General features: G+C 62.3%; 34 protein-coding genes and 1 tRNA gene. 11 read left to right on the forward strand and 24 right to left on the reverse strand.

Annotated elements, in window-relative coordinates; all coding sequences use genetic code 11:
- The first annotated feature begins 85 nt into the window (after positions 1-85).
- Positions 86-610 (forward strand): peptide-methionine (R)-S-oxide reductase MsrB, encoded by a 525-nt coding sequence (gene msrB / locus D1223_RS07950; RefSeq protein ID WP_119375857.1) that lies wholly within the window; start codon positions 86-88, stop codon positions 608-610.
- On the opposite strand, the gene D1223_RS07955 is transcribed toward msrB, so the two are convergent.
- On the reverse strand, positions 607-1,164 hold the full coding sequence (locus tag D1223_RS07955) for a hypothetical protein (protein WP_147372722.1): 558 nt from the start codon (positions 1,162-1,164) through the stop codon (positions 607-609). The genes msrB and D1223_RS07955 overlap by 4 nt on opposite strands.
- Positions 1,165-1,225: 61 nt before the next feature.
- Between D1223_RS07955 and D1223_RS07960 the strand changes: the two genes are divergently transcribed.
- Complete coding sequence (locus D1223_RS07960) at positions 1,226-1,669, forward strand: hypothetical protein (RefSeq protein WP_119375859.1); 444 nt, start codon at positions 1,226-1,228, stop codon at positions 1,667-1,669.
- On the opposite strand, the gene D1223_RS07965 is transcribed toward D1223_RS07960, so the two are convergent.
- Together D1223_RS07965 and D1223_RS07970 are read right to left on the reverse strand one after the other, a co-directional pair.
- On the reverse strand, positions 1,660-2,094 hold the full coding sequence (locus D1223_RS07965) for an MmcB family DNA repair protein (protein WP_119375860.1): 435 nt from the start codon (positions 2,092-2,094) through the stop codon (positions 1,660-1,662). The genes D1223_RS07960 and D1223_RS07965 overlap by 10 nt on opposite strands.
- Positions 2,095-2,271: 177 nt before the next feature.
- Entirely contained in the window at positions 2,272-3,054 is a 783-nt protein-coding gene (locus tag D1223_RS07970) for a Bax inhibitor-1/YccA family protein (RefSeq protein WP_233353085.1), read from the reverse strand.
- Positions 3,055-3,440: 386 nt separating this feature from the next.
- Here D1223_RS07970 and D1223_RS07975 point away from each other — a divergent pair, with 386 nt between their 5' ends.
- The 3 genes from D1223_RS07975 to D1223_RS07985 all read left to right on the forward strand — a co-directional run bounded on the left by D1223_RS07975 (position 3,441) and on the right by D1223_RS07985 (position 5,430).
- On the forward strand, positions 3,441-3,773 hold the full coding sequence (locus tag D1223_RS07975; RefSeq protein ID WP_119375862.1) for a DUF2853 family protein: 333 nt from the start codon (positions 3,441-3,443) through the stop codon (positions 3,771-3,773).
- A gap of 75 nt (positions 3,774-3,848) precedes the next feature.
- Entirely contained in the window at positions 3,849-4,385 is a 537-nt protein-coding gene (thpR, locus tag D1223_RS07980) for an RNA 2',3'-cyclic phosphodiesterase (protein ID WP_119375863.1), read from the forward strand.
- A gap of 169 nt (positions 4,386-4,554) precedes the next feature.
- Positions 4,555-5,430, forward strand: a complete 876-nt coding sequence (locus D1223_RS07985) for a hypothetical protein (RefSeq protein ID WP_233353086.1) — start codon at positions 4,555-4,557, stop codon at positions 5,428-5,430.
- Between the two features lie 113 nt (positions 5,431-5,543).
- On the opposite strand, the gene D1223_RS07990 is transcribed toward D1223_RS07985, so the two are convergent.
- From D1223_RS07990 to hemC, 5 genes are all read right to left on the reverse strand, one after another.
- Positions 5,544-5,619, reverse strand: a tRNA-Thr gene (locus D1223_RS07990).
- A 76-nt stretch (positions 5,620-5,695) separates the two neighbouring features.
- A complete protein-coding gene (locus D1223_RS07995) occupies positions 5,696-7,168 on the reverse strand; it encodes a heme biosynthesis protein HemY (protein WP_119375865.1) in 1,473 nt (490 codons plus the stop codon).
- A 10-nt stretch (positions 7,169-7,178) separates the two neighbouring features.
- Complete coding sequence (locus tag D1223_RS08000) at positions 7,179-8,339, reverse strand: COG4223 family protein (protein WP_119375866.1); 1,161 nt, start codon at positions 8,337-8,339, stop codon at positions 7,179-7,181.
- 51 nt (positions 8,340-8,390) lie between these two features.
- Positions 8,391-9,113 carry a uroporphyrinogen-III synthase gene (locus tag D1223_RS08005; protein ID WP_119375867.1) on the reverse strand — a complete coding sequence of 241 codons (723 nt, stop codon included), beginning with the start codon at positions 9,111-9,113 and terminating at the stop codon, positions 8,391-8,393.
- Complete coding sequence (hemC, locus tag D1223_RS08010) at positions 9,106-10,068, reverse strand: hydroxymethylbilane synthase (RefSeq protein WP_119375868.1); 963 nt, start codon at positions 10,066-10,068, stop codon at positions 9,106-9,108. The genes D1223_RS08005 and hemC overlap by 8 nt, the downstream gene beginning before the upstream one ends.
- Before the next feature lie 127 nt (positions 10,069-10,195).
- Between hemC and D1223_RS08015 the strand changes: the two genes are divergently transcribed.
- Both D1223_RS08015 and tsaD read left to right on the forward strand, forming a co-directional pair.
- On the forward strand, positions 10,196-11,200 hold the full coding sequence (locus tag D1223_RS08015) for a glycoside hydrolase family 5 protein (protein ID WP_119375869.1): 1,005 nt from the start codon (positions 10,196-10,198) through the stop codon (positions 11,198-11,200).
- Between the two features lie 24 nt (positions 11,201-11,224).
- Entirely contained in the window at positions 11,225-12,301 is a 1,077-nt protein-coding gene (gene tsaD, locus D1223_RS08020) for a tRNA (adenosine(37)-N6)-threonylcarbamoyltransferase complex transferase subunit TsaD (RefSeq protein ID WP_119375870.1), read from the forward strand.
- Here tsaD and D1223_RS08025 read toward each other — a convergent pair.
- Entirely contained in the window at positions 12,298-12,909 is a 612-nt protein-coding gene (locus D1223_RS08025; RefSeq protein ID WP_119375871.1) for a TetR/AcrR family transcriptional regulator, read from the reverse strand. The two genes, tsaD and D1223_RS08025, sit on opposite strands and share 4 nt — an antisense overlap.
- Positions 12,910-13,061: 152 nt before the next feature.
- Between D1223_RS08025 and D1223_RS08030 the strand changes: the two genes are divergently transcribed.
- Positions 13,062-13,685 (forward strand): carbonic anhydrase, encoded by a 624-nt coding sequence (locus D1223_RS08030; protein WP_119375872.1) that lies wholly within the window; start codon positions 13,062-13,064, stop codon positions 13,683-13,685.
- Here D1223_RS08030 and D1223_RS08035 read toward each other — a convergent pair.
- Together D1223_RS08035 and ppa are read right to left on the reverse strand one after the other, a co-directional pair.
- Entirely contained in the window at positions 13,682-14,302 is a 621-nt protein-coding gene (locus tag D1223_RS08035; RefSeq protein WP_119375873.1) for a LysE family translocator, read from the reverse strand. The two genes, D1223_RS08030 and D1223_RS08035, sit on opposite strands and share 4 nt — an antisense overlap.
- A gap of 21 nt (positions 14,303-14,323) precedes the next feature.
- Positions 14,324-14,857 (reverse strand): inorganic diphosphatase, encoded by a 534-nt coding sequence (gene ppa / locus D1223_RS08040; RefSeq protein WP_119375874.1) that lies wholly within the window; start codon positions 14,855-14,857, stop codon positions 14,324-14,326.
- 163 nt (positions 14,858-15,020) lie between these two features.
- On the opposite strand from ppa, the gene D1223_RS08045 reads away from it, so the two are divergent.
- A complete protein-coding gene (locus D1223_RS08045) occupies positions 15,021-15,689 on the forward strand; it encodes a hypothetical protein (protein ID WP_147372724.1) in 669 nt (222 codons plus the stop codon).
- 3 nt (positions 15,690-15,692) lie between these two features.
- Here the strand turns inward: D1223_RS08045 and D1223_RS08050 are convergent, their stop codons facing one another.
- Together D1223_RS08050 and D1223_RS08055 are read right to left on the reverse strand one after the other, a co-directional pair.
- Complete coding sequence (locus D1223_RS08050) at positions 15,693-16,304, reverse strand: TIGR02466 family protein (RefSeq protein WP_119375876.1); 612 nt, start codon at positions 16,302-16,304, stop codon at positions 15,693-15,695.
- A 143-nt stretch (positions 16,305-16,447) separates the two neighbouring features.
- Positions 16,448-17,401, reverse strand: coding sequence for a class I SAM-dependent methyltransferase (locus D1223_RS08055; RefSeq protein ID WP_119375877.1), 954 nt, complete (start codon positions 17,399-17,401; stop codon positions 16,448-16,450).
- Positions 17,402-17,583: 182 nt separating this feature from the next.
- Here D1223_RS08055 and D1223_RS08060 point away from each other — a divergent pair, with 182 nt between their 5' ends.
- On the forward strand, positions 17,584-18,072 hold the full coding sequence (locus D1223_RS08060) for an Hsp20 family protein (protein ID WP_119375878.1): 489 nt from the start codon (positions 17,584-17,586) through the stop codon (positions 18,070-18,072).
- A 68-nt stretch (positions 18,073-18,140) separates the two neighbouring features.
- Here D1223_RS08060 and D1223_RS08065 read toward each other — a convergent pair whose 3' ends face one another.
- Positions 18,141-19,145, reverse strand: a complete 1,005-nt coding sequence (locus D1223_RS08065) for a glutathione S-transferase family protein (RefSeq protein ID WP_119375879.1) — start codon at positions 19,143-19,145, stop codon at positions 18,141-18,143.
- A 122-nt stretch (positions 19,146-19,267) separates the two neighbouring features.
- Between D1223_RS08065 and D1223_RS08070 the strand changes: the two genes are divergently transcribed.
- Complete coding sequence (locus D1223_RS08070; protein WP_119375880.1) at positions 19,268-20,392, forward strand: glycosyltransferase; 1,125 nt, start codon at positions 19,268-19,270, stop codon at positions 20,390-20,392.
- Here the strand turns inward: D1223_RS08070 and rimM are convergent.
- From rimM to D1223_RS08120, 10 genes are all read right to left on the reverse strand, one after another.
- Positions 20,389-20,952, reverse strand: coding sequence for a ribosome maturation factor RimM (gene rimM / locus D1223_RS08075; RefSeq protein ID WP_119375881.1), 564 nt, complete (start codon positions 20,950-20,952; stop codon positions 20,389-20,391). The genes D1223_RS08070 and rimM overlap by 4 nt on opposite strands.
- A gap of 53 nt (positions 20,953-21,005) precedes the next feature.
- Positions 21,006-21,749, reverse strand: a complete 744-nt coding sequence (locus D1223_RS08080) for a beta/gamma crystallin-related protein (protein WP_119375882.1) — start codon at positions 21,747-21,749, stop codon at positions 21,006-21,008.
- A 119-nt stretch (positions 21,750-21,868) separates the two neighbouring features.
- Positions 21,869-22,180, reverse strand: a complete 312-nt coding sequence (locus tag D1223_RS08085; RefSeq protein WP_119375883.1) for a winged helix-turn-helix domain-containing protein — start codon at positions 22,178-22,180, stop codon at positions 21,869-21,871.
- A 10-nt stretch (positions 22,181-22,190) separates the two neighbouring features.
- Complete coding sequence (locus tag D1223_RS08090; protein WP_119375884.1) at positions 22,191-22,811, reverse strand: hypothetical protein; 621 nt, start codon at positions 22,809-22,811, stop codon at positions 22,191-22,193.
- Positions 22,812-23,007: 196 nt separating this feature from the next.
- The gene (locus D1223_RS08095; protein WP_119375885.1) at positions 23,008-23,847 is read right to left on the reverse strand and encodes a CheR family methyltransferase; all 840 of its coding nucleotides are present in this window, start codon (positions 23,845-23,847) and stop codon (positions 23,008-23,010) included.
- Positions 23,848-23,919: 72 nt separating this feature from the next.
- Positions 23,920-24,285: a response regulator gene (locus D1223_RS08100; RefSeq protein ID WP_119375886.1), complete on the reverse strand. Its 366-nt coding sequence runs from the start codon at positions 24,283-24,285 to the stop codon at positions 23,920-23,922.
- Between the two features lie 65 nt (positions 24,286-24,350).
- Positions 24,351-25,007: a histidine phosphotransferase family protein gene (locus D1223_RS08105; protein WP_119375887.1), complete on the reverse strand. Its 657-nt coding sequence runs from the start codon at positions 25,005-25,007 to the stop codon at positions 24,351-24,353.
- Positions 25,008-25,084: 77 nt separating this feature from the next.
- Positions 25,085-25,324: a hypothetical protein gene (locus D1223_RS08110; RefSeq protein WP_119375888.1), complete on the reverse strand. Its 240-nt coding sequence runs from the start codon at positions 25,322-25,324 to the stop codon at positions 25,085-25,087.
- A gap of 8 nt (positions 25,325-25,332) precedes the next feature.
- The gene (locus D1223_RS08115) at positions 25,333-25,686 is read right to left on the reverse strand and encodes a YdbL family protein (RefSeq protein WP_119375889.1); all 354 of its coding nucleotides are present in this window, start codon (positions 25,684-25,686) and stop codon (positions 25,333-25,335) included.
- A 9-nt stretch (positions 25,687-25,695) separates the two neighbouring features.
- On the reverse strand, positions 25,696-25,905 hold the full coding sequence (locus D1223_RS08120) for a YnbE family lipoprotein (protein WP_233349617.1): 210 nt from the start codon (positions 25,903-25,905) through the stop codon (positions 25,696-25,698).
- Positions 25,906-25,930: the final 25 nt, after the last annotated feature.

Raw genomic sequence — 25,930 nt, forward strand, 5'->3', positions numbered from 1 at the left:
CTTTGCATGGGCGCCTCGCGAAACCTCAAGAATTCCACACGCATTTGTGTGTCGACCCGTCCGAAAGGCCGCCTATATCGGCCTCATGACCAGCAAGACATCCCGTTTTTCCAGACGAAACATCCTGTTCGGCGGTGCGGCAGGCGCCGTGCTCGCCGCCTGCACCAACTCAAAAGGCCAGGCTGAAGAGGCCAGCGCGGCCCAGGCGGCCTTCGCCGACACCGAATGGCGCGCGCTCACGGAAGAACAGTGGCGCGAGCGCCTTTCGCCGGACGCCTTCCGAGTCCTGCGCAAGGAAGATACTGAGCGCGCCTTCACTTCGCCGTTGAATGACGAAAAGCGCGACGGCGTGTTTCACTGCAAGGGCTGTGACCTGCCGCTCTTCAAGTCAGACTGGAAGTATGACAGCGGCACCGGCTGGCCGAGTTTCTGGTCCTATATCGAGGGGAACCTCGCCACCAAGCCGGACCACAAACTCTTCATTGTGCGCACCGAATATCACTGTGCGCGCTGCCTCGGCCACCAGGGCCATGTCTTCGATGACGGCCCGGCGCCGACGGGCAAGCGCTACTGCAACAATGGCGTCGCGCTGACCTTCAAGCCGGCCTAACCACCAAACGTTGTGCCGTCTCCCTCTTCCTCGGTCAGCATCGTATTGGGATTGTTCGGGTCTTCGCGCTCATAGCCGCGCTGGTCTGGCCGGGTGAACAGGTCCATCTGGCGCGGATCGACATGCTTCTTGCGCCGTGACTTGCGGGTGCGGCCATGGCGGAAATAGAGGTCGTCGGTGTGATCCTCATCCGCTTTCGGCTTCTTATCGGCCTTTGCAGGTTTTGAGGAGGCTTCCGGTTCGGCCTTCTTCGCCTTCTTCGCGACGGGGTCGCCCAGCTTCCAGTAGGTGACAGCCAGCACGGGCGCCCCGTCAGCATCTTCGTAGACCTGGATGAAGCCTTTCGCCTCGCCCGCTTCCGCCTGCTTGACGAGCGCGGGGACCTCACCCGGGTCCGGCTTCAGCCATTCGGTCTCCAGCGACAGCACGGGCCGGTCACCCGACTGCGCCTCGGCGTCATAGCGAGTGCGCGCAGCCTTGCCTGCGCCTTTCAGGGCGTCCTTTGCGGTCAGGGCGAGGGGATAGGCGAGGCTCATGGGCTTTGAGCTAGGCATTTTGGGTCTGCCCGTCCAGCTCCGCTTGTGCGGCGGGCTGCGCGACGGCTAGATGCGGTGCATGGAAACCGTCCTTGTCTGGCTTCTGCGGGCCATCGGGCTCTTATGGATTGCGGGCGGCGCATTTGGTGTCCACAGCGCCTGGTTTTCCTGGCGGCTTGGCCGGATGACCAACGACCTCGAGGCCGCGACCCGCAATCTCGACCCGGAGGCGCTGCAGGATGAAACTCCGGACGATACCGCCCGCGACCTCTGGCTGCTGGCCGGCGCCGGCCTGACCTTCCTGACCGGGTGCGCCCTTGTGGCGGCAAGCCGCCTGGCCCTGCCGCTCTGCCTGCTGCTCCTGGTCCACCAGCTGTTTTATTTCGCACGTCAGGCTCGCCGGACTCGGCGATCAGGCGACGAAGCAGACGCCGTTGCCCCTGCGACCCGGAATGCGGCGCTGTTTGCGCTGTTCGTGACGGCATGCGTAGTCTTCCTCACAGTCTCCGGCGCTTATGGCTGAGCCGATAGCTGCACGAAACGGCTGGCCGCGAGCCGCGCGAACCGGAGGGTGACCGCCTTCCGCCGGGCTGCGGCGAGGGGCGTCGCCTCGGGATGCCGCAACACCGCGCCGCCAAAACCGTCGGCGACGATCAACCCTGCGTCATCCGGGATAAGGTCATGCGGAAAGGCGTGACCAACCGCGAAATAGAAGCGGTCGCAAAAGGGCTGGTATTCCGGCCACTTCCCGTCGGAGCGGAAGTCGGCCACCGAACTCTTGATCTCGACAATGGTGATCTCACCCTTAGGGCCAATCGCGGCCACATCGGCGCGCCGGCCATTGGCAAGCGTCATTTCCGTTATGCCGGCGAAGTTCAGGTCGGTGAACAGCCGCAGCACGCCGCGGCAGATGTCGCTGGCACAAGGGTTGAGATGATCGTCCGCCATGGCCCGGCCCCCTGGAAGAGTTCCCTTTCTGTTCCAGCGTGTCACCGGGCTGGGCCGGCGTCAAGACATTGGTTTGTGCGGGGCCGGTGACGGGCAGGCTGAGAGGCCCGGGGACGGAATCAAAAACGCCCCCGCAGAGATCTGCGGGGGCGCTCCAATTCTTAGTGTCTGATGGCGCTATTCGCGCGAGGCGAGGAGCATCAGCACAAAGCGGAACATGTTCACGAACATGATGAAGAAGTTGAGCGCACCCCAGTTCGTCATCACGGCCAGGCTGCGGCCATCATGCGAAAGCTGGTAGTAGCCTTCCTTCAGTTCCTGGGTCTGCCAGGCGACCAGCACGGCCGACAGCAGTGCGAAGCCACCGGAGATCAACCATTCCATGCCGGACGATGGCTGCATGACACCCATCATCGGCAGAACCATGTAGATCAGCGAGACAGCGACCAGCGCCCAGAGCGCCATGATGGCAAAACTGCCAATGGCCGACAGGTCACGCTTCGTCGTATAGCCCCATAGTGACAGGGCACCGAAGGACGATGCGGTGATGAAGAAGGCTTTCGCGATCGTCATGTAATTCAGCGATTGCGAAATGCCGCCAGCTGTCTGCGTGCTGATACTGTTGGACGCCATGTAGAAATAGACGCCGAGGCCGAGGCCGACAAAGGTCACAATGGCCCAGTACAGGATGGCTGATCCGGTTGGCGATGGGTTCTTCATGAAGAACATCGAGCCGAAGATCAGCGCGATCGGCGCAAAGGCAACCACGTAATAGAGTGGCGTGCCGAAGATCAGCTGGGTGAGCGGGTCCCAGGTGCCGGCCGCGAAGGCGAGCACGCCGGAAAGCGCGATGCCGTAGGTCAGTTTCGTATAGACGCCGAGCATGAAGGTCCGAAGGCCTTGGTCAATGCTCGCATCCATAGTCCTGCTGCGGGCGACAGATGAGTTGAAGTTGTTCATTTATCCCTCTTTCGAAAGGCCGGCATACACTTATGCCGATTGTCGATAATATGGGCGAAACGGCCCGCCACTTCAAGGAAAACCGGTCCTCGCGACTCAGCTTTCAGTATTGTAATCAGAGCAGTGGTTAACAGGCGATTCAGATGCTGGGCGGGCGTGGCTTATGCTGCACTGCCGCAAAAGTCCGCAAAATAGTGATGTATTCGCGGGTGCCTGGCCTTTAAAGAGCGTAGTGCCCGGAAAGATTCGAACACGTTACAGTTGCGCGGTCAGGATGAGGCCTCCCGAAAAGTATGGTTTGACTTTGCCAAAAGCTGATAGCAGCATATCATTGCTGTGGTAACTACAGCAGGGACGTACGTTTAACTCGAAGGGGAATTGATCCTATGGCTGATGCATCGGCGTACGCTGACAACATAAAAAAATATGCAAAGGGATATAACCAGAAGGCTGCTGAGAAGATCGTCGGCCATTTGGGTATTGCTCTGAGAAACCGTGACTCTTCGCTGGTTTCCTGCTCCGATCCGGGCGAGCTTCAGCGCGTCCGCGAAAAGTTCTGCCGTGGCAAGCTCGGGCTTGCCCAGAAGAATGACGAGATCGATGCAGCAATGGGCAAGATCTGCGAGAAGATGAAACCGGAAGGCGGCAACAAGTCCCGCGTCACCTTCTATTATCTGCTTGCCGAACACTTTGGAAAACTGGACGAACTGGCCGGCTAAAAGGCCAGCGTCGCACCGCAATCATTTCGGGAAGCCCGGTCTTGATGGCCGGGCTTTTTCTGTTTCAGATACTGCATGATCAGACTGTTCGCCGCCCTTCCCGTCCCCGACCCGATTGCCGACCGGCTGGAGCCGCTGCTCACTGGCCTGGATGGTGCGCGCTGGCGCGACCGCGAGCACTTCCATATCACCCTGGCCTTCTTTGGCGAGATGAAGGAACCGGTCGCCGAAATGCTGGACGAGGAAATCGGGGCGCTCGCCGCTCCGCAGCTTGACCTGGAGATCGAAGGCGTCGGCTGGTTCGGCCGCAAGGAGCCGCATGCCGTCTTCGCCACGGTAAAGCGGACGCCCGCGCTCGACGCGCTCGCCCGTGAGTGCCGCAAGATTTCCGCGCGCATGGGGCTCGACAAGGATGACAAGCCGTTCAAGCCGCACATCACGCTCGCCTATCTCAACAATACCCCGCTTGAGGCGGCGATGGCCTGGTCGGAGCGCTGGCAGGTCCTGCGCGCCGGTCCCTGGACGGCCGACCGGTTCCACCTCTTCGAAAGCATTCCGCGAGAGGGCAAGAAGAGTGTGTACGACGCCGTGGCGGAGTATCCGCTCGGGTGAGGGGTTCTATCAATTGTGTGTCTGGTGTAACCCTAGATTACTGAAGTGAGCCAATGTTCTGGGAGGGCGCGGTATGGGCTGGCGAGGAGCAATGAGGTCTTTGGGTGCGGCTGCGAGAGCTGCAGAACGTGACGCTCAGAGGAGATATAAAGCGGCGCTCAAAGAGCAAATGATCGCCGACGCTGCGAATGCGGTCAGCGATTGGGAAGCCTATATTGACGATCTTCTATCCATTCACACAAATCTTGCTGACGAGATCGATTGGGCATCACTAGCTGATACGCCGCCGCCAGTTAAGCCTGTGCGTAGAACAGAACGCGCAGACAAAGCTCGGGCCAAACTCCAAGCGTTTAGACCCTCGTTGCTCACAAAAGTTCTAGGAGGAACAGAGAAAAGTCGACAACAACTCGAGTCAGCTATTGCGACTGAAGCTGCCAAAGATGAGCGATCGTACAAAAGTGATTGCGATGCTTATGACCTTGCGTTGCAAGACTGGGAGGCCGACACCGAAATCGCTCGTCGACTTAATGCGGGTGATGAAGTCGCAATAATTGAAGTGATTGAAGAGTACCAAGTCTTGAATGAAGAAGCCCGCCTGGGCAGGTCGATAAACTTTGCCGTTTCCGACGGACAGGTCCTCGCCACTGTTTTGGTGCACGCCGACGACATCGTTCCGAGTTTCCGACGAAAGCAGCTCGCGAGCGGAAAACTGTCAGAATCAAAGATGCCGGTTGGGCAGTTTAATGAATTGTATCAAGACTACGTGTGCAGTGTGGCGCTCAAGGTGGCAGGAGATCTATTCCGCATTCTCCCGCAGCGTGAGGTGTACGTAACTTGCGAAGCGGAACTGCTAGACACCGCGACTGGGCACCAGAAGCCGACTCCAATTTTGTCAGTTCAGTTTGTTCAGGACACTTTCATGCGATTGAACTTGAGACAAATAGATCCGTCGGATTCTATGCAGAACTTCAACCACGTAATGCGCTTCACCAAGACCAAGGGGTTTTCGCCGGTCGAGCCATTGATAGAGACTAAGCCGAGCTGAGTAATCAGCCGACGGTAAACTTCGGCTGATAGTTGCGGCCCCTGCCGGGGCATTCATTCCGTAAAATCAGTCCACCGGACTGATTTTTGGCCCGCAGGGCCACCCGGAATGAATGGTGCCGCCTAGGTGACTTGAACACCTGACCCTCGCATTACGAATGCGATGCTCTACCAGCTGAGCTAAGGCGGCTATCCGAATTGGAGGCGCCTCCATACCGTTTGATGCCTCGCGCCGCAAGCCTGCTTTTCACTCGCGCCAACCTTGCTCAGCGCTCGTCTTCAGCGTCCTGAACATAGTCCACCGGCGGCTCCGACAGCTTGACCGGCTTTTCCGCGCTGGCGAGCTGCGGTGTCGCCGCGGCGACTTGGCGCGATGGCGCGGCGCGGCGGGCCGGGGCGGGCAGGGCGATGTGGCGTCCGGCCTCAAGCTCACGCCCATAGGTCTCATAGCGCGAATGCACCAGCGTGCCGGCATCGCCGAAGCTGTAGACGAGGCGCGCCCAGTCGCGGCGGGAATAGTCGAAGGCGTTGCCGTTCGGGTCGATGTCGGACCATTCGGCCTCGCGCGAGGCGGTCGCGGCCATGCGGCCCCAGCGCTCGGCCTCCTTGGCATCGCCATAGCCCTTGAGTGCCTGTTCCAGCAGCAGGCAGAGGCGCGCGGTCGGTTTCTCCTCGACCAGCAGGGCGAGGATGCGAATGGCACTCATCCAGTCGCGTCCCGCCATGGCGATCTCGGCCTTGAGGATGCGGCTTTCGCGCGCTTCGGGATTAGTCGCTATCAGCGATTCCAGCCGGGCGATCTGCGACTTTGGCGTGTCCGCCGGGTCGAGGCGGCGGCAGAGATGGGCCAGCGCCGGGTGCGGATTGGCCTTCCAGCCAAGTTCGAGCACGCCCTGGGCGGCCTTCACCTTGCCGTCGATCATCAGGTGGCGCGCGCCATGATAGGCGGCTGGCGGGAATGTCGGGGCCGAGCGGATAGCATCGGCCAGCAGTTTCTGGGCGTCGCGGCGTTCGGCATTGGGCAGGCTGCAGGCCTGCGCGGTGTAGAGAACGGCCCGGCGGCGGCGCAGGCTGTCGCCCTTGATGGCGCCCCGCTTTTCGCCTGTGGCCAGCGTGTCGAGCGCTTCCTGCCAGTGGCCGCGCGCAATCTGGCTGTCGAAGAGAGCGTTGAACGGCCAGTCGGCTTCGGTGCGTAGGGCAAGCGCTTCGCGGGCGCGCGCTTCAGCGGCGGCGACGTCCCCGCGCTCGGAGGCGGCTGTCGCTGCGCCCTTGAGGCCGGCCAGCTGGCCGCCCGGAAGCCTGGCCAGCTGGCCCCAGGCGCGCTCAGCCCCCGACCAGTCGTCGGAGATTTCCGCCGTGCGTGCTTCCAGTAGCAGCTTCAGGCGCTCGTCATCGGCATGCTTTTCGGCCTTGCTGGCATATTTCTTTGCGAGACGCACATCGCCTGCCTCAGCGGCCAGAAGGCCGTCGGCGAGCGCCTTGTTGGCATTGCGCGCCTTCTTGGCCTGGTGCGCTTCGGAAAAGCGCCCAGGCAGTCTCAGCAGCCCCGTCAGGGCGCCCCAGATCACCGCCATCGCTGCGCCGATCAGAACGACACCGAGAATCGCGACGACAAGCTTCAGCTCCACAGCTGTGTCCGGGCCGAGCGTGATCAGCACGCTGCCGGGCAGGCGGGCTGCCCACAGCACGGCAACCCCGGCGAGGACGATAAGGAGGATGACGAGAAAGAGTACGATCATGAATAAGTATCTATTGTCCCGCTGCGATCAATTTAAGGCGCAATTCCTCAAGACTTTGTTCCAGCCGGGCGCGGCGGCGCGCATCGGCCAGCCATGTCTGGTAGATCGGCTTGGTGGTACCCGGCAGATTTTCAACAGCATCGATGGCTATCGCAAGGTCGTCACGGGCGAGAGCGGCTTCGGCATCGGCGAGCCGGTCGGCTGTGTCGCTGTCAGAGGATGTGCGGCGAACGCTGACGGAATCCCCGAAAACAGTGCTCACCCAGCCCATGCCGGACGCGTCTTCGGTATCACGTGCGGCCGCGGCGTTCTGCAGGCGCCGGAATTCGGCCTTCAGGGCAGCAAGGGTTGGCACCTCGATCTGCGCCAGGCTTGAGAGGGCCTGAATGTCCGGGTCGTCCGGGCGGGCCTCGCGAAGCTGGCGGTATTCGGCCTCGAAGGTCTCACCGCGATTGGCGGCCGCCTGGATGGCCGACAGGGCGAGCGACGCACTCACGGCAGAGGTAGACGCTCGCTGCGCAGCCGCCGAGTCGGTGCGCACATCGTTGAGCTCCGTTGCGAGGTCGCGCTGGGTCGCCTCCAGCGTGGCGAGCTCCGAGCGAAGGGTTTCGAGCTCCGTGCGCAGGCTGACCAGCTGGGCATTGCTGGCCCCGCCGCCCTGGTTTGCGCGCTCAAGCGCCCGTTCAATGGCGTCGATCCGGGCCGGATCGATCCCGCTGGTCTGGCTTTCGGTGAGCGTGACGATCTGCGCTTCGAGACCGGCCAGACGGGCGTCGAGGCCTTCCGGCAGGTCGGTGCTTTCTGCCGGCGCGGCAGACGGCAAGCTCGCGATCTGTCCGTCGATACGCGTGATCTCGCTATCGATCCGGTCGATGAGGCCTTCGACCTGTGCAGAGACATTGGCGATGCGTGTCTGCAAATCAGCCTGCTGGTCACGCAGGTCTTCCAGCGCCGTATCGTTCGGGCCGGGCAGGTCGGTTGTGTCGAGAAGGCCGGAGGACCAGACGGACAGGCCAAGCGCACCGAGGGCCAGCAGTCCGACAAAGGTCAGGGATATCCAGCCCGGACCGCCGGATTTCTTTGGCGTTTCACTGGTGGAGGGCGTTTCGGCCGGATCGGCGGGTTCATACTCCGCATCGATCGGGACGGAATGGCTTGGATGGTCGCTCATGCTTTACCTCTTCACGCTCCCCAGCCGTCTGTCCTTGTCATTGTCGTCCTGTCACCGCCCGGCAAGCGCCTCGTCGAGGCAGTCCATCAGGTGCGCCTCATCAGGGTGCCTGGCCACATGAACGCCCCCCGAAGGGACTTGCTCCAGACTCGCCGCCGCTTGCGGTGAAATTACGACAAAATCCGTTTTCGAAAGATTGAGACCATTTGCAAGGGAAAGGAAGGCGTTTGCCCCTTTTGCGGAGTGAACAAGGCAAATCGTGCGTGCGCCGGATTTGAGCAGGGCCAGCGCATCCGGCGACAGGGACGGGGCCTGGCGGGCTTCATAAAGCGCCGCGAAGGTCACATCGAACCCTTCGGTTTCCAGTGCGCAGGCGAGGTCCCCCTTGGCCGCCGCGTTGGCAACGTGAAGGAGCGCCTTGCGCGTCCCCGACCAGTGATGGGCGATGTAGTGGGCGAGGTCATGGGCATTGCCCGAGGACTGGTGCACCGGGCTGAAGCCCTCGCGCAGGGCTTCGGATGCGGTGGCCGGGCCGACGCACCAGGCCGGCAGGTCGCGCGCCTCACTCGCCTCGGCAAAGAAGCGCACGCCATTCGCGCTGGTGAAGACAAGGCCGCCAAACTCTGAGAGGTCGGGCAAGGCTTCGTCTCGGCTGGCCAGTTCAAGGGCTGGCGACACGATCGCCTCCAGGCCCTTCTCGCGCAGGCGTGCTGCTGTTTCGGATGCGCCGGGTTCGGTGCGGGTGACGATGATGGGCGGCGCGGTGTCAGCCATCGTCGAAGGCGGGAAGGTTGCCGCCCGCAGACGCCCGGATCTGCTGGCCGGCACCACGCCCAAGCGCGGCCATCTCGCTCTCGCTGGCGTCAGCCTGAGCCACGCCCTGGAAGGCCCAGCGGTGCGACCCGTCGGGTTTCAGCACTTCGCCGGCAAACTTCCACACGCCGTCTTCCTGCCAGGCATGCCCGCCCATGGCGGTCCGGCAAGAGCCGTCGAGTTCGACGAGGAAGGCGCGCTCGGCCATGGCGGCCAGACGCGTTGCTGGGTGGTTGAGCTGGTGGATGAGGTCAAGCACGTCCTGGTCGAGGTCGTCCGGGCGCGCGGCGATAGCGACGATGCCCTGTCCGGCGGCTGGAACCATTTCCGTGATCGGGACCGGCGTCGCGACATGCGCCATGCCGAGACGGTTCAGCCCAGCCATGGCGAGGTAGGTGGCATCGGCAAGGCCATCGTCGAGCTTTTTCAGCCGGGTCTGCACATTGCCGCGGAAGGTGACGATCTTGAGGTCGGGGCGCATGGCGAGCGTCTGCGACTCGCGGCGCAGGCTGGCCGTGCCGACAGTTGCACCTTTCGGCAGGTCCTTCGGGCCTTTCAGGCCGTCGCGGTTGATGAAACCGTCGCGCGGGTCCTCGCGCTCGGGGAAAGCGAGTAGCGCCTGCCCGCGAGGCAGCGCGCCCGGCACGTCTTTCAGGCTGTGAACGCCGATATCGCAGCGCCCATCATCGACGGCTGCGTCGATCTCACGGGTGAAGAGGCCCTTGCCACCGGCATTGATCAGGCGCTCGGTGGTCAGCTTGTCGCCGCCCGTGGTGAAGGAGACGATCTCTCCGGTTACCGCGCCGTTCGAGAGCCGCTCGAGGTCGGCCGCCACGGCGTTCGCCTGCGCCAGCGCCAGCGGCGATCCGCGCGTGCCGATCTTCAAGGTGAGCTTCGATGAGGATACTGCCGTCATCCTGCCTCCTGCCTGTCCAGATTTGGCCCTGCTAAAGTGAGACACCTGTCATGACAAGAGAGCGGGGCTGCGGCGCAGTGCGCGCCGGACAGGCGCTTTCTTAACGAAATCAGGTCAGAAGGACGCCATGCGACCGCTTATTGCCGCTCTTGCCCTCATGCTTGCCGCCTGCTCACAGGGCGAGCCCTCGGCCAGTGCCGAAGAGGTGGCCCGTGCCCAGCCCTCGCCCGTCGAGCGATGCATGAACCTCGGCGGCGCACTGGAAGCGCCGAATGAGGGCGACTGGGGCTACACCGTACGCCAGGCCGATCTTGTCCGGCTCAAGGAGGCCGGCTTCGACACCGTCCGACTGCCGGTCAAATGGAGTGCACACGCCGATGAGCGCGCGCCCTACACGATCGATCCGGATTTCATGGACCGGGTCGAAGAGATCGTGACCGATGCGACGGAGGCCGGTGTCAACATCATCGTCGATGTGCATCACTACAACGCGCTTATGAAGAAGCCGGATGCCCATCGCGCCCGTCTCGGCGCCATCTGGACACAGATCGCCGATCATTTTGAAGGCGCGCCGGACAGTGTCATCTTCGAACTTATCAACGAGCCGAACGACCGGATGACGGTTCGCAAGACCGATGCGATCAATCGCGAACTTTTGGCCATTGTCCGCGCGAAGCATCCCGACCGCTGGGTGGTTGTCGGCAGTGCCGGATGGGGCGGGCTGGATGCATTGCTCAAGAGCCGCCCGCCGGAAGATGACCGCATCATCCTGACTTTCCACTCTTATGAGCCCTACGACTTTACACACCAGGGCGCGTCCTTCTCGGACGATCCCCCGCCGGTCGGCATGCGCTGGGGCTCGAATGAGGACCGCGAGCTGATGGAGATGGGCGCGAACATGGCGGCGACGTTCGCCAACCAGCAGGGCTACCCCATTCTGCTCGGCGAGTTCGGCGTCTATGAGGACGTCCCGCTCGACCAGCGCGTCGGCTGGACCCGCGCGATGCGCGAGTTCGCCGAAGAGCGGAACATTGGCTGGTGCTACTGGGACTTTGCGACGACCTTCAGGGCCTACAATATCGATCGCGAGACATGGATTCACTCGATGCTGTCGGCGTTGATGGACGATTAGACCGCCAGCGCCTAAATCAGCGCCATGACACGCCATACTGTCCTCGGCATCGAAACCAGTTGCGACGAGACCGCCGCAGCCGTTCTGCGCCTGGAAGATGGAAAGGCAACCATCCTCTCGGAGATCGTCCGCAGCCAGGTTGAGGCGCATGCGCCCTATGGCGGTGTGGTGCCGGAGATCGCAGCCCGCGCCCATGCCGACATTGCCGACAAGGTGGTGGCCGCGGCGCTTGAGGAAAGCGGGCTGGCCGTGACCGACCTCGACGCCATCGCGGCGACGTCAGGGCCGGGCCTGATTGGCGGGGTCATGGTCGGCATGATGACCGGCAAGGCGATCGCGCTCGCCGCGGGCAAACCCTTCATTCCGGTCAATCACCTTGAAGGCCACGCGCTCTCGCCGCGCCTGGCCGAGGACTGCCCGTTTCCCTACCTGCTCCTGCTTGTGTCTGGCGGCCATTGCCAGTTCATCCTCGTGAAGGGCCTTGGCGATTATACCCGTCTCGGCACGACCATCGACGATGCGGCGGGCGAGGCGTTCGACAAGCTCGCCAAGCTCCTGCATCTTGGTTTCCCCGGGGGACCGGCCGTGGAAAAGGCTGCTGAGACGGGTGATCCAGCGCGTTACAAGCTGCCGCGCCCGCTGCTCGAGAGGCCGGGCCTGGACATGAGTTTCGCAGGCCTCAAGACAGCGGCGGCCCGCATCATCGAGGCGGAAGACCTGTCCGAGCAGGATGTGGCCGACCTCTGCGCCAGCTATCAGGCGGCCATTGCCGACTGCCTGGCGGTCAAGGCTGACAGGGCCATGGCCGGCTTTGACGGCGAACGTCTGGTCGTGGCCGGCGGTGTTGCCGCCAATACCGCCATCCGCAAGGCCCTCGATGCGGTCGCGGCGCGACATGGCGCGCGGCTGATTGCGCCGCCCCTGCGTCACTGCACGGACAATGCGGCGATGATCGCGCTGGCGGGCGCCGAGCGGCTGTCGGCTGGTGAGGTTCCGGCTGATGCGATGATGTTTTCAGCCCGTCCGCGCTGGCCGCTCGATGAGGCCCGCGCCATGTCCGATCCGGCCTATGGCGGCGGCAAGCGCGGCGCGAAGGCCTAAGGCGCCAGGACGCGTAGTAGCCTGACGGCCTGCTCCTGGGCAAAACCATCCTTGAGGGGCGCGCGCATGATCAGCAGATTGTGCCAGGCTGGCGAGGTCAGCACATTGACGGCCTCGTCGAGGTCGTAGTCACGGCGCACGCGCTTTTTCGCGGCCAGTTCGGCCAGGATAAGGCGCAGGGGCGCGCGAACGTTCGACTTCATCCAGTTGCGCCACACATCGCCGGCTTCCTTCTCGTCGGAGGCCGCCATCAGCGCGCCGCGAAGGACAGCGTGACCGTTGCCGGTTCGGGTCGCTGCTTCGAACGGCATCAGCAGTGAGGCTATCCGCTCGACCGGGTCGGTGCCGGAGGTCTGCGTCGGCTGCAGCAGCGAGGTCGCTGCTTCAAGGCACATCGTGCCAGTCGCTGGCCACCAGCGATAGATGGTCTGTTTGGACGCATGGGCGCGCCGGGCGATGCTGTCGACGCTGAACTTGCGCCAGCCGGCAGTGGCAAGCTCCTCGCGGGTCGCCTCGAGAATGGCCGCGCGCGAGGCTTCGCTGCGACGCGGCCCCTGACGCCGGCGCGTCGTCTTCTTCCGCGTTGTCGTCTTTTCGGCTTCGGCCATGTGGATCTCCGTAAGCCGCCATGGACAGGGGCGGCCATCACCTCGATACTCCGAAATGGTTGGGCGAAAGTGAACGGACCGTCTCATGATTGCTTGCAGAAAGCGGAAAGCCTGACTATTGCCTGCGCAAATCTGCGACCAAGGAGTGATGAATGCGCACACCAGAAGATCTGAAGAACGGTTACCGCGCGTTTCGCCGTGGCGTCTACAAGCACCAGGCAAACCTCTATGAGGAACTCGGACGCGGGCAGGATCCCGACATCATGATCATTGCGTGCGCCGACAGCCGTGCCGAGCCGGCCGACATTTTCAACGCCGCGCCGGGCCAGCTTTTCGTTGTCCGCAACGTCGCCAATCTCGTCCCGCCTTACGAAACGACTGAGGGCCTCCACGGTGTCAGCGCGGCGCTCGAATTCGCCGTGACGGCGCTGAAGGTGAAGCATATCCTCGTCATGGGGCATGGTGGCTGCGGCGGTGTAAATGCGTCGCTGTCTGCGGCACGAGACAAGCCGGTCGGCCAGTTCATTGCCCCCTGGGTCCGCCTGCTGGACGAGGCGCGGGACGACATCCTGGCCAAAAAGGCAAACAACCCGCAGCGGGCGCTTGAATTTGCCGGCATCGACACGTCGCTGAAAAATCTGATGACCTTCCCCTTCGTGGAGGAACGGGTGAACGCCGGCGAGCTCGACCTGCATGGCGCATGGTTCGCCATTGCTGAAGGCGAGCTGCACTGGCGCGATTCCGACAACGGTGAGTTTTCGGTGGTCGAGGCCTAACGACTGGTCGCCCAGACCGCGAAGGCCGCCGAGCTGAACATCAGGGCGGCTGCGCCCCGATTGAACCACTTGGCAAAGCTCGGCGTCGCGAAGCTGCGCGCCAGCCGGTCGGCTCCGGCGGCATAGAAAGCGAGGCCGAGCATTTCCGTGAAGGTGATGGTCGCGATGGCGATCGCGACCTGCAGTATCAGCGGTCGGCTGGCATCGAAATAGCCCGGCAATAGCGCGCCGAAGAAGACCAGCGCATTTGGATTGGCAAGCTGAAGACCGAGTCCCTTGCCGAAAAGCGCGGCGCGCTTGGGCATGGCCTCACGTGACAGGCGAAGGTCGCGCGGCCTGGCCCGTATCAGGCCGATGGCGAGCCAGCCGATAAAGCATAGTCCTGCCAGTTTCAGGACGAGGAAACCTGCAGGAAACTGGGCAGCGATGGCAGCGGCACCGCCAGCAGCCAGAGAAATCCAGACGAGATTGGCGGTCGAGACGCCGATCGCCGGCAGCATGGCCGGCCGGAAGCCGTAGCGCAGCGAGGAGGAGACGACCAGCATGACCGCCGGACCCGGTGTGAGTCCGCCCGCCAGGAACAGGCCAATCATGGCGAGCCAGACGCCGAACTCCACCTCAGCGGGCCTCCTGCCTGGCTAGCCGGTCTGCTTGAACCGCTCGACGGATGCGTTGATCAGTTCACGTGCCTTCTCGACGCCTTCCCAGCCCGTGATCTTGACCCACTTGTTCGGCTCAAGGTCCTTGTAGTGCGCGAAAAAGTGTTCGATCCGGTCGCACAGCGTTTCCGGCAGGTCGGTGTAGTTGTGGATCTTTTCGTAATAGCGCGTCAGTTTCTGGTGCGGCACAGCCAGGATTTTCTCGTCCTCTCCGCCATCGTCTTCCATGAGCAGTACACCGATCGGACGAGCACGGACCACGGCGCCCGGAACCAGGGCACGCTGGCCGACGACCATGACGTCAATCGGATCGCCGTCGAGGCTGAGCGTGTGGGGCACGAAACCGTAATTGCAGGGATAGCGCATCGATGTGTAAAGGTAGCGGTCGACAAACATGGCGCCCGAAGCCTTGTCGATCTCGTATTTGATCGGTTCGCCCCCCAGAGGGACTTCAATCAGCACGTTGAGGTCGTCCGGTACATTGTTTCCGGAAGCGATCTTCGAAATGTCCATGTCAGTTCCTGTCAAACGGTCAGGCCGGGGCCATCCCGGCATCAACCGCGCTGCACTGCACAAGACGGGCGAGACCGTCAAGGGGTGCAGTCTGCGCGGAACGTTTGGAATTCGGCGCCATAGCGCCTAAAAGCAGACATCTAGGTAATGGTGGACACTTATCGTGCAAAATAGATTTCTCGCCCTGGCGGCTCTCTCTCTCGCAGTGCTCCTGCCCGTTCAGGCACAGGAGCAGGACCTCAATAGCGCTGCCGAGCGGACTGCAGCCTGTCTGAGTATCGAAGATGCGGCAGAACGCCTCGCCTGTTTCGAGGCGGCGGCGCGCAGCCTCACCGATGCCCTCGATGGCGAAGCGGCAATGGCCGGCTCGTCGGCCAGTTCGGATGCGTCAGGCCCTGCTGCCAATGTTGCTGCAGCTGCACCGGGCGCGAATGCAACGCGTGAAGCCGCGAACTCCGGCGACGGCCAGAACACGGCCTCTGTGCCGGACTGGGCCGCCGCCCCCCCTGCGCCGGAACCTGAGGTGCCGGCTGAACCCGAGGCTGAGGATGACAGTACGCCGATCTGGGCGCGCGTCTTCCCACGCGGGGACAAGTCGAAACAGGCGAACGAAATCAGCGTATCGGTAACGCGGATCCTGAGGAACAATGCGGGGCGCCATTATTTCATCACGGCAGATGGCCAAGAGTGGGAGCAGACGATGGTAACAAACGTCCGGCCGCCCAAGTCCCTGCCTGCTCAGGCAACGATTGAATCAGCCCTGGTGGGCAGCCCTCGCCTGACCTTCGACGACGGTCCAAGCGGTGCTTACAAGGTGCGCCGCACGAAGTAGGCCTTAGCGTTTCAGGCCGAAATTGAAGCTGACAGATATCCGGGCGTCTTCTGTGCGCCCGGGCATCACCTCGTGGCGTAGCCAGCTTTCCCACATGAGAAGGTCGCCCGCTTTGGGCGGCACATAGACAAACCGGCGCGCCGCCTCCGGCGCATCGTCCGTCTCCGGCGGCGCCGCCATCATCATCGGCAGACGCGGATCTTCAAACCTTATGTCGCCGGCGCCGTCAGGCATGGTGATGTAGACCGTGCCGGAAATGATGCTGCCGGGATGGATGTGGCCGGAATGGTGGCCGTCCTCACCCAGAATGTTCACCCAGATGGCGTCGAGGCTCAACTGTTTGCGATCGACGTCCCAGTGCAGGCCCTTCGCGAAGGTCCAGGCTTGCTCCTCCAGCCATTCGGCAAGCAACTCGAAGGCCGTTGCCCGGGCTGGCAGGTCGTCGAGCGAGGCGTAGGACGTGTAGCCCGGATAACCTTTCTCCTCGCACCAGGCATGCCCGGCGGCATCGCCGTCTTCCACCATCCAGCAGGCTTCTTCGAGCGCTTCACGCCAGTCATCATCCGGCAGGCGGGCGGTATACAGGCTGGTCGGGAAAAGGGCGCGGATCGTCATGGCCGGGCTTTTAGGCACAAGAGGCCGCTGCGTGAAGCCGTCATCCTTTGACGGCTGCTGAATTGTGGAGCGCAAAGAAAAGCCGCCCGCCCCAACCGGAGGCGTATCCGGGCGGAGAGGGCGGCTAATAATGTGCCGGCGGTCTATTCGCCGTCAGTCGATTCTGCTGGCGCCTCGGCCGGCGCCGGCTTGACGAATTTCAGCGTCATCCGATCGGATTCGCCAATTTCAAGATAAGGTGCAGGGTCGAAGCCTTCGGGCGTATTGCCATCCCTGTCTGCCGTCCGGGAGACGGGTGGCAGCGTCCAGACCCCGAAGGGGTGGTCGGCCGTGTCGGCCGGGTTGGCGTTGATCTCGCTGGCTTCCACGAATTCGAAACCGGCCGCGGTGGCGAGGCCCTTCACATAGTCTTCATGGACATAGCCGCTGGCGGCGGAAGGATCCTGCTCCATGGAGGAGGGCAGGCGGTGTTCGACAACGCCAAGCGTGCCACCCGGCTTCAGGATGCGGTAGGCTTCCTCGAAGAACTTGTCGGCATGGCCGCCGCCCATCCAGTTGTGGACATTGCGGAAGGTCAGCACGATGTCTGCGCTCTCCGGCTCGCCCATCGGCGCGGCCTCGCTGCCATAGACGACATACTGGATATCGCCGAACGTTTCCGGGCTCGCGGCGTAGTTCGCCTTGTAGGATTCGACGATTTTGGCGGCGCGCTCAGACCCGGCCGGATCGAAGGTCGCCGCGACGAACTGGCCGCCATTCTTGTGCAGGTAGGGCGCCAGGATGTTGGAGTACCAGCCGCCACCCGGCCAGATCTCGACAACGGTCTCATCGCCGTCGACACCGAAGAATTCCAGCGTTTCTGCAGGGTGACGAAACGCGTCCCGCGCCTTTTCCTCGTCGGTGCGCCAGGAGCCGGCCATGGCATCCGCCACGGTGAAGCTCGCCTGCTCATCTGCAGCAGGCTCGCTGGTGTCCGCAGCGGCGTCGGGCGTCTCAGCCGGTGGTGTCGGGGCCGATGCCGATTCGTTCAATTCCGGCTCATTGCTGCACGCAACCAGCGCCAGCGCAATGAGGCTCGTTCCTAAAATCCGTTTCATCCTGCATCCTTTCAGGTTCTTGAACAGCAGTTGAGTCTTCCCAAATACATTATGTCCGGGCGCTGCCAAGCGGGTCCGGACCGGTAATCTGCCGGTGCCGATGAACGGGCCGGAGCGACAGATGAGCCGAAAACTCGAGTCCGGCGGGTCGCCGGACGCAGTTGCTTAGAGAGGACTGTGACATGAGCACGATTGACCTTACCCCCCTTTACCGCACCATGGTGGGCTTCGACCGTATGGCGAATCTCATCGATTCGGCGAGCCGCCTCGACGGCACGCAAGGTTATCCGCCCTACAACATTGAGCGTGTGGCCGATGATGCCTTCGCGATCGAGATCGCCGTTGCTGGCTTTGCCGAGGACGATCTCGAAATCGAAACCAATGAAAACCTACTGACCGTGGCTGGCAAGAAGGTTCAGGACGAGGCTGCCAATGAGCGCCAGTTCCTGCATCGCGGCATTGCCGAGCGCGGTTTCCTGCGCCGTTTCCAGCTCGCTGATCACGTAATTGTGACCGGTGCCAGCCTGAAAAACGGACTGCTGCGCATCGATCTGGTCCGCGAGCTTCCCGAAGCCAAGAAGCCGCGCAAGATCGAAATCGGTACGGTTTCGGCCAAGAAGTCGAAGCCGAAACTGGTCGAAGGCGAGAAGAAGGAAGTCTCTGCCGCCTAAGCGCCTCTGATTTCCCTGACAGGAACGAGCACCCCGGGCCGGAAGGTCCGGGGTGTTTTTTCAGGCGTTCAGTTCTTCGAGGGCTCGAAGAAATCCTTGGCGCCAGCTTCATCGAGAAAGCTCGACAAGGCTTCATTCTCGTTGAGACGCCGCACGGCCTTCTGGACTGATTTGAAAGAGGTCGCCGCGTAGTGCTGGGTGACCTGCTCAAACGCCTTCTTCTCGATCTTCACGGACGTGCGGTCCTGCTTGTCCTGGGCCGCAGCAAGATTGGCGCTCGCCCATGGCAGGTAGGTCTGCGTGATCTCGCCTTTGAAGATCGGCAGAAGCGTCTCCTTAAGCTCTTCAAGCGGCTTGAACGGCGCACCGGCTTTTGGGGCGTCCATAAATTCGCACCAGGCCGTCACAAACGGCGTGTTCTCTCGCAGCCAGGCGCCCGGCGTCTCGTCGATCAGCATTTGCGAGAACTGGCCAGCGAGTGCGAAATCGGCGACGGACGGGCGTCCGCCGAAGATGAAGAGATTGTGCTCGAGGTGTTTGTTCAGCAGCGTCGCAAAGCGCTCGAACGAGGTATTCAGCGTCTTCTCGTTCTTTTTCTCGACCCCGACCAGCGGCAGGCGGTCCCGCATCCGCTTGATGATCTGGTCACGGGTTTTCTTCTTTGCGCGCGGAAGCTTGCCGTCGAAAAGCTGCTCCATGGTGCGGTCGGCCGCGGCCTCGCGGTCCGGCTTCTGGCCCCAGCGCTTCAGGAACATGACCTTGTTCAGCCACTCATCGGCATAGTCTTCCAGGATAAGGGCCAGCACGGCGCAGGCCGGGTCGTCCGGCACAGACGAAGGCTCGGCATGGTCGTTTTCGACACAGGACAGGATATCGGTCGAATCCTGGTTCGGCGCGCGATTGGGCGAGACCAGTAGCGGTACGGTCGGCACGCGCGCGAAGGACTGGAATTCCTCCTCGGTCGCCTGAGAGCGGGCAATCCAGTCGAAATCGATACCCTTGTACGTCAGGAAAGACCGCACTTTAAGCGAGTATGGAGAGGTTTCGGCGCCGAACAAACGGTAAGCAGTCATGTCGGTGTCCTTCTCAGGCTGAAGCGGGGTCTTAGGCGAAGCTGCTATTGCTGCCAAGACGTGTTTGACGGTTGCTGTCAGCTGCCATACTCAACGATGGTTCCTAGATTGAGGTGCTTATCGTGAGTGAGCCGAAGCGCTTCCTTGCCTATTGCGACAAGCTGTTCACACCGTCGGAGAGTTTCATTCCGCGAGGCTACTCGGCCTTCTCCAAGCTGAAACCCGTCTATATCGGTCACGAACTCAAGGGCCCGGTGCCAGATGGCGCCGAGGTGATCCAGCTTGGCCGCCTGCATGGGCCGGGCGGGGAATCGGCCTTCAAGCAGCTCGGCACTGTCTCGGCCAAGCTGGAGCAGGTGCTGAAGGCTGTGTCCCCGGTCGCCATCCATGCCAGCTTCGGCAAGTCCGGCGCCTATGCCCTGCCGCTCGCGCGCAAGCTGAACCTGCCGCTGGCGGTGACGTATTATGGCGGTGACGCCACCAAGACATCGAACACCAAGGACAGCTTCGTGCGGGTCTACAACCGGCGCCGGGCGAAGCTCTGGAACGAGGCGCAGCTCATCCTGCCCTGTTCGGACTTCATCCGCCGCGAACTCCTCGCCAAGGGGGCGCCGGAGGAGAAGATGGTGGTGCATCACAACACCGCCGATCCCGACCGTTTCCAGCCGGGCGAAAAGAAGAACCTGCTCGTCTTTGCCGGCCGCTGGACGGAAAAGAAAGGCATCGACACGCTGATCGGCGCCCTGTCGCGCCTCGGCGAGGAACTCGATGGCTGGACGATCCGCCTGATTGGCGATGGCGAGCTCAAGGACGAGCTGGTGAAGAAGCTGCAGGCGGCGAAAATCGTCGCCGAACTGCCCGGATGGGTGCCAGCCGACGACATGCCGAAACACTGGGCCGAGGCGCGCATCGCGGTTGTGCCTTCACGCCGGGCGAAATCGGGCGATGCCGAAGGCCTGCCGCTGGTCTGTATCGAGGCCATGCTGTCAGGCTGTGCGCTGGCGGCGACCCGCCATGCCGGTATTACCGAGTGCGTGAAGGATGGCGAGACCGGGTACCTGGTCGATGAAGGCGATGAGGTCACTCTCGCCGACCGCCTGGCCCGCATGCTGAGCGATGTCGATGGCACGGCCAGAATGGGCGAGGCTGGCCGTGAATTCGCGATGGAGAGCTTCAATCTCCAGAAGCAGAGCCGCAAGCTGGAATCCTACCTGCTCGACCTCGCAAAGGATGCCGGGACGATCTAGTCGCCCTTGTCCTCCTCGCGCGGATCTGACCTGTCCGCCCAGCTCGCCGCATCCAGAACAACAACCTGCCCGGCCGCGAAGTGGACTTCGGGAACATCCTGCATCGTGAACGGCACGAAGAAGGATGGCTCACCTTGGTTTTTGGGCGCGATCTCCAAAAGGTCCCCGGCGCCGAAATCGTGCACCGCCTTCACCTTGCCGATCGCTGACCCGTCTCGCGAGACAGCGTCGAGGCCGACCAGGTCCTCGATGTAGAACTCATCATCGTCAGGCGCCGGCAGGCGCGATCGTGGCACATGCAGCCGCGCGCCTTTCAGACCGTCCCAGTCCTCTTTCGATCGCGGCGCTTTCGGCGTGACGATGTAGTGATCCTTGGCAGGCTTGACGCTTTTCGCCTCCAGCAGGACGTCGCGGTCATCGGAGAGGAGCGGGCCATAGGAAAAGATGTCTTCAGGCGCTTCGGTAAAACTCCTGACCCGTACATCGCCGCGAACGCCGTGCGCGCCGGCAATGATGCCCAGCACGATCAGTCTGTCAGCATTCGCGTCAGTCTTGCTCATCGGGGCTTCCTAGCCGCGCCGGGCGCTGCCGGGAAGCCCCTTGATGAGCCTGACTACCAGCGCTTTCCATAGTGGCGGCTGGCGGGCCTGATCGAGGTGATGTTGTCGTTGAGCCGGTAATAGCTCGTATTGTCCACCGACCCGGTGATGATCTCGCAGCGGCCGCGGAAGTTGGGATCCGAGCAGACTTCCCATGCACCGCCATTGACGGCGATTGACGAGACCTTGTCGTTGAAGCGCAGCCGGTTGAGATGCGGGATCGCGCCATCGACGGGCAGGGCGTCACCCCGGAAGCCGGGATGCTGGAACAGGACGACCGGCGCATTGCGGGCATAGCCCCCATGCCGGCGGCCATACTCGTGATCACGCCCGCCCCGGTAGTGGTCATCGCCGCGGCGCTGATTACGGCCCCAGTCACGATACCTGTCATCGCGATCATAACGGCCGCCACGATAGGTCACCGGCCGGATCGATGTGATCTTGTCGTTCAGGCGATAGTCGTTCAGCTGGCCTTCGCGATAGGTGATGATCTCGCAGCGGCCCCGGAAATTCGGATCGACGCAGACTTCCCAGCTGCCACCCGTCACGCGGATGGAGGAGGCCTTATCGTTAAAGCGGTAACGGTTGAGGTGGGTGATCGGACCAGTGACGCGAAGTGACTGGCCGCGAAAGTCGGGGTGGGCATAGACGATGGCCGCGCCATCACCACCGCGGTGGAAGGAGTGCTCGGCCACAGCCGGCGCGGCCATTGCGGTGGTACATGCGAGGACTAGTCCAAGGCGTTTGAAAGGGGCCATGAGTGGTGTTGCTCCTGTCTTTCTACCCCCTCTTTCTAACAAGATGCGGCTGAACGCTGAGCAACCTGTCCTTCAGGTAACAGGGCGTGCCAGCCGGCGTTTCTATCATGACCAAATCGTTATTCGGCTGCGTCCATGATCGCGCGCATGCGGCTGATCCAGTCGAGCCAGGCCTTGCGGCCCGCATCGGTCAGGAAGACGCGGGTCTGCGGACGTTTGCCGACGAACCGCTTTTCCTGATGGACATAGCCGGCCTCTTCGAGTTTTTTCAGGTGGGTCGAGAGGTTGCCGTCTGTCGCGCCGACCTTGTCACGCAGTTCACCGAACACAGCCGGGCTGACCGATGACAGATAGGCCATGACCCCTAGCCTGAGACGGCCATGGATGACGTCATCGATCTGGCTGTGGTCGAAAGGGTTGTTGTCGCTCATGACAGCCTCCTCAGACCGTCGTGGACGGTTCTTCACGGAGCATCATGATTCCCGGCAGCAGGACAATCAAAGCGGCGGCGACGGCGGCGGCAAGATAGAGTTCCGGTGTGTGCATCATGATGACGGTGATCCCGACAAAGGCGATCCCGCCCCAGCCAGCAACGATAAGCCCCAATGAGCGCGCCATCAGACCGCTGACGAGCTGCGAGATTCCGTAGACGCCGAGAACCAGCGGGATCGACCAGTTGAAACCGGGCGATGCGGTGCCGTCCAGGAAGGATTTGATCATGACCCCGGTAAAGAAGGAAAACAGCACAAAGCCCGATGCCATCCAGACATTGGCCGATGCCCGGTTTCCGGCCGAGGATGCCCCCGGCTTGTTGGAGGGGAAGAGGAAGACCAACGCAAAATGGCCGGCCAGGGCGATGACGATAAAGCCGATCCACATCATGCCGATGGCATCGGCGTTCAGGCCGCCAACGCCTTTTAGAATGGCATAGTGTCCAAGATAGGCCGCCGTGACGAGTAGCCCCCACCAGACAAGGAAGCGCCCGCCCAGCAGCGGGGCAGATGCGCCGGACTCAGCGACTTCGCGCACATAGGCCAGATCATCGGAAAAATTCGCTGACATTTTCGTTCTCCAAATAACTTTGAAAAACAAAGTAGATGATTAGCGTCCGAAAATCAAGCCCGTCTTGTCGTGACCAGTCGGCATGTCTTGCGGGCGAGGGCGGCGGGTATGGAGTCGGGCGCGCTGTAGCCAGCGCCGTGCCGCGCAATGATTCAGGGAAGGGCTTCAGGCCGCGATGAGCCTGGGCGTCTGGCCGTCAGGCGGCTTTTGTCGCAAGCGCGCCGCGGGCGACCTTGCGGGTATACCCGCCGCGCAGGTCACGTGATGGTTCCAGACCGTCGATCAGCCCGGTCGCCGTCTCATCCTTGCCGAGGATGAGCACGCCCCCGTCAGTGAGCTGGCGGGCCAGGTTCAGCAGGGTCTGGTTACGGGCCTCGCGGGTCATGTCCTTGATGACATTGCGGCACAGGATGACATCGAACAGGCCCAGGCCGCTGGCATCGTCCAGCAGGTTGTGCGTGCGGATGCCGATGCGGTCTGCCAGCGTGCTGGTCACCTGCCATTGGCCGTCCGGCTGGCGGGCGAAATGTTCGAGCAACCGGTGGATGGAGAGGCCGCGCTGGACATCGAAATGGCCGAACTTGCCGGCCCGGGCCGCTTCCGAGCAGGCGTCCGAGATGTCTGTGGTCAGGATTTCAATCGGACGGTCGCGGAGCTGGTCGGATTCCTCGAGCAGGATTGCCAGTGAGTAGGCTTCATGGCCGCCCGCGCCGCCGGCACACCAGATGCGCAAGGGCTCCTCGCCCGCCGATTCCGCCATCATTGGCAGGATATGCGAGGCGATACGCTCCAGCATGTCGCGTTCGCGAAAAAAGCTGGTGAGCTTCGAGGTCAGCGCCGCCACGGTTTCCTTGTGAAGCTTCGTGTTCGGGCGGGCTTTCAGACAGGCGACCAGTTCGGCGACTTCGGAAAAGCCTTCACGGCGCAGGATCGGCGCGAGCCGGGCCTCGATCAGATAGGACCGGGACTGTGGAATGAGCAGGCCTGCGCCTTCGCGCGCCAGGTCGGCTATTTCCTGATACACTGACTCGTCCATGATCGGTCTTCCGACGGCCCATCTTGATTCTTCAGGCGTTAACAGATGGCGCCTTCAGGTTAATAAATTGCTTTAGACGAGGCCGACTTCCGCGAATTTGCTTTCGATGATGTCTGCGTCGAAGGGCTTCATGATGTACTCATTGGCCCCGGAGCGCATGGCTTCACCGATGTGTTCGGCATCGTTCTCGGTTGAGCAGAACACGACGACTGGCTTGTCGCCACCTTCCTCGCGGCGCAGCGCCCTTAGGAAATCCAGCCCGTTCATCACCGGCATGTTCCAGTCGAGCAGGATGGCATCGGGCATGTTCGACCGGCAGGAGTCGAGTGCGTCCTTGCCGTCACCTGCTTCGATGACGTCGAAATTCATGTCACGGATGATGCGCCCGGCGACTTTGCGGACCACGCGCGAATCATCAACGATCAAACAGGATCTCATTGCCTCACCCCGGTATGTACCGTCGATCAAGACGCCAGTTGACGCCAATCGAGTTAACGCTCCGTTTATCCCTCGGCACTCAGGCCGGTCGCGAGTACCGCAATCTCGGCTTCGCGCTTCTCGACCGAAAGCTGGCCGCCAAGGCCTTCGGCGATGATGCGCGTGAAAAGCGGCTGGACCGTGCGGGCTGACCAGCCGTCCTGCGGCTCCTTGCCGGCGGCAGCATCGGCGGTATCGTCGCGCAGCTTGAAGCGCTCGCCTGTGGCCGTGACGCTGACGCCGAGACCCTCGGGCTGGTTGCGGACCTTCACCGTGATCGTCCCGCCGCGCGGCAGGCAGTCGACGGCCATCATCACCATGTTCATGATCAGGCGCGCATGAGAAAAGCTGAGATGCTCGGTCTCGATGTCCCAGACCACGGCTGGCTTGTAGTTGTGACTTTCCACGAAACGTTCGGTGATCGTCTTGGCGTCGTGGATGTCGGCAGCGCCTTTCGACAGGCCGACCGAGCCGAAAGCGTAGCGCAGGAACTTCAGTTTCGAGGCCGCGCTGTCGGCGCCGTCATGCAGCAGCTTTTCAGCTTGCGCGCGCATCTCCGACTCCTGCGGCTCGTTCATGAAGTCGAGCGCGTTGGTTATGGACGATACAGATGAAACGAGGTCGTGGCAGATTCGCGATGCGATATAGGCAGACAGGTGTGCCGGGTCGATCGTGGCTTGCATGGCTTGGCCCCTTTAGGTCAGGCAGAAACGCTAACCGATTCGTTTGGCCCTTGGCTTGCCCTAAAGCGGGTGATTTGTCACCCGTCGAGGTCTTCCGGGCGCTCAAGATCGTCATGTCCGGATCTTGCGCTGTGGAAAAGTAGCCAGAACAGGCCGCCGGAGAGCGCAAGGCTGCCCACGGCACCGAGACCATAGGCGATCCAGCCATGCAGGCTGAGCGTGACGCCCATATCCCGCCACATCGCTGCGACGCCCCAACCTGCAACAAGGAGGGCGATAATGGCGCCGGCTATGGTCGCGATCGTGGTGCGTGTCATGGAGGAATCTATTTCTTGGTCCACGTCCCGGATTCATCCATCACATATTCGCCGCGGGCGGCCTGGCTGATCAGCTTTTCGCCGGTGACGCGGGCAACCTGCTCGGTCGTTGTGCCAGTCTGTTCGGCCAGCTTGTCATAGGCGGCACGGCGCTTGTTGTTGATGTCCTGGACAAGGCGCATGAGCGAGGCGTCCGCGCTGCCATCGACAATGCCCAGATAACCGTCGATACGCTCACCGACGACTCCCTGGTCCTTGGCGGCCTCGATCTGAGGGTCACCGGCGTTGGCACTGCCGGCAAACATGACGGCGGCCCCGGCCACCAGGACGGCTGTTATCAGAATACGGAAAAAAGCGGTCATGGCGGGTTCCTAGAACAGGTCTGGATTGGAAGAGATCAGGTCCTCGACTTCCTTGTCGAGCTTCACGCGGACTTCCTGGTCGATCTTCACGTTGAGATTGATCGTAATCGGCTCGCGCGGGGCTTCCAGGCGGACGGTGGGGGTGCATGCCGCAGCGAGCGCGGCTGCGCCAAGGGCAAGGACGGGGAGGCGTTTCAAGTGGGTCATCTTTCTGGTCATCCTGCCATCATGGCTTGTTTGCGCT

The sequence above is a fragment of the Henriciella mobilis genome, from assembly GCF_003576285.1.
GTDB classification, from domain to species: domain Bacteria; phylum Pseudomonadota; class Alphaproteobacteria; order Caulobacterales; family Hyphomonadaceae; genus Henriciella; species Henriciella mobilis.